Source organism: Streptomyces sp. NPDC051636, assembly GCF_044453765.1.
Taxonomy (GTDB): Bacteria; Actinomycetota; Actinomycetes; order Streptomycetales; family Streptomycetaceae; genus Streptomyces.
On record NZ_JBITDA010000081.1, the window covers coordinates 1 to 3,769 of the forward strand.

The following is a 3,769-nucleotide window of genomic DNA, read 5'->3' on the forward strand; positions in this document are numbered from 1 at the left end:
CGGTCCGGGAGCAACGGCTCGATCCGCGCCCACTGCGCATCAGTCAACGGCACACCCGGACCAACGACCGACTGATCCAAACGAAACTGCCTAGGCGAGCCACACGGTGGTGTCCGGCGGCAGGACCCCTCCGTCCGGCAGCGGTGCACTGCTCAGGAGTACCTCTCCGGGCGGGAGGGCAATCGCCTCGCCGGAGAGGTTGGTGACGCATCGCCAGCTCTCCGAGCGGGCGAAGTCCAGGACACCGGCCGGGACGTCCGGGGCCCAGGTCAGGGACTCGCCCTCGAGGAGTTTGCGGCGCAGGCGCAGGGCCCTGCGGTACAGCTCCAGGGTGGAGCCGTCGGCGCCGTCCTGAGCCTGAACCGCGTACGAGGCGAAGGCCGGGGGCTGGGGCAGCCAGGCGCCGCCCGGCCCGAAGCCGTACGACGGGCCGCTGGTGGTCCACGGCAGCGGCACCCGGCAGCCGTCGCGGCCCTTGCGGACGTGGCCGGTCTGTTCCCAGATCGGGTCCTGGAGGACTTCGGTGGGCAGGTCGGCCACCTCGGGCAGGCCGAGTTCCTCGCCCTGGTAGACGTACGCGGATCCGGGGAGGGCCAGCATGAGCAGGGCCGCCGCCCTGGCCCGGCGCAGGCCCGCCGCCTCGTCGACGCGCGGGGCGTGGCCGCCGGAGAGCAGCCAGGCGTTGTCGTCGGTGCCGGGCGGCAGCATCAGACGGGTGGCGTGGCGTACGACGTCGTGGTTGGAGAGGACCCAGGTGGCGGAGGCTCCGACCGTACGGGCCGTTTCCAGGGAGCCGGTGATGACCCGGCGCAGGGCATCCGCGTCCCAGTCCGCCTGCAGGTACTCGAAGTTGAATGCCTGGCCCAGTTCGTCCGGGCGGGCGTACAGCGCGCGGCGGGCGTCCGGGACCCAGGCCTCGGCGACCGCCGTGCGGGGCGGGCTGTAGGCGTCGAAGACCTTGCGCCAGTCACGGTAGATCTCGTGGACCTCGTCGCGGTCCCAGTAGGGGTGGCTGCCGGGCGGCAGGTGCTGGAGGGCCTCCTCGCCCGTGGGGCTCAGGTCGCCCAGGTCGCGGAGCGGTTCGGTGAGGTCCTTGGCCAGGCCGTGGGCGACGTCGACGCGGAAACCGTCGACGCCCCGGTCGGACCAGAAGCGCAGGGTGGTGCGGAAGTCGGCGCGGACCTCCTCGTTGTCCCAGTTGAGGTCCGGCTGCTCGGGTGCGAACAGGTGGAGGTACCACTGGCCGTCGGGCACCCGCTGCCAGGCGCTGCCGCCGAAGACCGACTGCCAGTCGCTGGGCGGCAGTTCGCCGTGCTCGCCCCGGCCGGCGCGGAAGACGTACCGGTCGCGGGCCGGGGAGCCGGGCCCGGCGCGCAGCGCCTCCTGGAACCAGGGGTGCTGGTGCGAGGTGTGGTTGGGGACGACGTCGACGATCACCTTCAGGCCCAGCCGGTGGGCCTCGGCGACCATGGCGTCGAAGTCGTCCAGCGTGCCGAGGCGGGGGTCGACGTCGCGGTGGTCGGCGACGTCGTAGCCGCCGTCGGCGAGCTCGGACGGGTAGAAGGGGCTCAGCCACAGGGCGTCGACGCCCAGCGCGGCCACGTGGTGCAGGCGTTCGGCGATGCCCCGGATGTCGCCGAGCCCGTCACCGTCGGCGTCGGCGAAGCTGCGGGGGTAGACCTGGTAGATGACGGCCTGGCGCCACCAGTCGGGGTTCCTGGAGGAAAGGTCGGTCACATGGGCTCCCTTGGGAAGGACGACAAGGGAATCCCTGTCCACGTTGCCGGGAAAGCGAAACTTCGTACCGGTGCGCAGCGGTGGCGCACGCCGCGACACTCGCCCGCTGCGCGGCCTCCGTCACCGCCTCCTCCGCCGCCTGGAGTCCAAGGGGCCTCCGGGTCGTACGCACGTCATCCCCCGTCCGCCGCGCAGTGCTTCAGCAGCGCCTGTACGTCCTGGTCCACCACCCGGTACCGCACGACCCGCCCCTCCTTCTCCCCCTCCACGGCCCCCGCCGCCCGCAGCAGCCGCAAGGCCTGTGAAACGGCGGGGTCGTTCATGCCGGTCGCGATCGCCAGGTCGGACACGGCGAGCGGGCCGGTGCGGTGCAGGGCGAGCAGCAGGGCGAGGCGCTTGGGGTCGGCGAGCAGGGAGAAGCGGTCGGCCCAGGTGCGCACATGGCCGGGCTCGCCGATCGCGGCGATGGCGTCGCACACCCGGTGACCGTCGATGGTGCGGCGGTCCGCGCGGTCGGCAGGCACGAGATGCATACCGCCATCCTCGCAGGCCCTGTTTGTGATCTTGCATACCTGCGCAGGTACGCAGCTATGCAGGAAACCGTCCGCCCCCCTACGGTGGGCAGGCCGTGGTGCTCGGGAAGTCGATGAGAGGTCGACGCGGCCCTCGCCACTGTGACCGGGGAGTTCCCGTCCCGTCCGGCGCCGCCGGGCCACTGGTCGTACGACCGGGAAGGCAGGGACGGCGGACGCACGACCCCGTAAGCCAGGAGACCGGCCACGGCAGCTCACGAAGTGATCCACGAGGTGCTGGAGCGTGAACCGGATGGCCCTGCCGGACAACCCTGTCCCCACTACGGCTTCCCCCACTGCCTTCAAGTGGCGGCGCGAGGACACGATCAAGACGGCGGGGCTGCTGGCGGTGATCGTCGCCCTGCACGTCGTCGCGTTCGGCATCCTCTTCCTGCTCGTCGCCCCCGAGCACTACAAGGTCGGCACCAAGGCCTTCGGTATCGGTCTCGGCATCACCGCCTACACCCTCGGCATGCGGCACGCCTTCGACGCCGATCACATCGCCGCGATCGACAACACCACCCGCAAGCTGATGGCCGACGGCAAGCGGCCGGTGTCGGTGGGCTTCTGGTTCGCGCTGGGCCACTCCAGCGTGGTCGTGGTGCTGGCCGCGCTGATCGCGGGCGGCACGCAGCTCGCCGGCAAGGTCATGAACGAGGACTCGCGCACCCACCAGGTCCTCGGCTTCATGGGTACGACGATCTCCGGCACCTTCCTCTACCTCATCGCCGCCCTCAACCTGGTCGCCCTGCTGGGCATCCTGCGGGTCTTCAAGGCGATGCGGGCGGGGACGTACGACGAGCGGGAGCTCGAACAGCACCTGGACTCGCGCGGCTTCATGAACCGGATCCTCGGCCGCCTCACCAGGTCCATCAGCCGGCCCGGGCAGATGTTCCCGCTCGGCTTCCTCTTCGGCCTCGGCTTCGACACCGCCACGGAGGTCACGCTGATGGTGATGGCGGGCTCGGGCGCGGCGGCCGGGCTGCCCTGGTACGCGATCCTCTGCCTGCCCCTTCTCTTCGCCGCCGGGATGAGCCTGTTCGACACGCTCGACGGCACCTTCATGAACTTCGCCTACCAGTGGGCGTTCTCGAACCCCGTGCGCAAGGTGTTCTACAACCTCACCATCACCGGCCTGTCCATCGCCGTCGCCTTCTTCATCGGCACGATCGAACTGGTCGGCGTCCTGCACGACAAGCTCGACCTGCGCGACGGCCTCACCGGCTGGATCGCGGGCCTCGACCTGGACAACGTCGGCTACATCATCGTCGGCCTGTTCGTGGTGGTGTGGGCGGCGGCGCTGGCGTACTGGCGGATCGCGAGGGTGGAGGAGCGGTGGGCGGTACCGGCCGCCTCCACCACTGACTAGGTGTATTGCCCAGTGAGGTTAGGAACGCGGCTGGCGGGTGGTTGGCCCTTGAGCGCGGTGTGTCCGCGGTGGTGATTGTAGGTGTGCAGCC

Annotated in this window: 3 protein-coding genes and 1 riboswitch; of the genes, 1 reads left to right on the forward strand and 2 read right to left on the reverse strand. The window is 70.8% G+C overall.

Annotated elements, in window-relative coordinates; genetic code table 11:
* Positions 1-90: 90 nt before the first annotated feature.
* Both ACIBBH_RS42400 and ACIBBH_RS42405 read right to left on the reverse strand, forming a co-directional pair.
* The gene (locus tag ACIBBH_RS42400; RefSeq protein ID WP_399414327.1) at positions 91-1,737 is read right to left on the reverse strand and encodes a glycoside hydrolase family 13 protein; all 1,647 of its coding nucleotides are present in this window, start codon (positions 1,735-1,737) and stop codon (positions 91-93) included.
* Positions 1,738-1,910: 173 nt separating this feature from the next.
* Complete coding sequence (locus tag ACIBBH_RS42405) at positions 1,911-2,270, reverse strand: ArsR/SmtB family transcription factor (protein ID WP_399414329.1); 360 nt, start codon at positions 2,268-2,270, stop codon at positions 1,911-1,913.
* Between the two features lie 79 nt (positions 2,271-2,349).
* A riboswitch (cobalamin riboswitch) is annotated at positions 2,350-2,534 on the forward strand.
* Between the two features lie 28 nt (positions 2,535-2,562).
* Between ACIBBH_RS42405 and ACIBBH_RS42410 the strand changes: the two genes are divergently transcribed.
* A complete protein-coding gene (locus tag ACIBBH_RS42410) occupies positions 2,563-3,678 on the forward strand; it encodes a HoxN/HupN/NixA family nickel/cobalt transporter (protein ID WP_399414331.1) in 1,116 nt (371 codons plus the stop codon).
* Positions 3,679-3,769 lie beyond the last annotated feature (91 nt).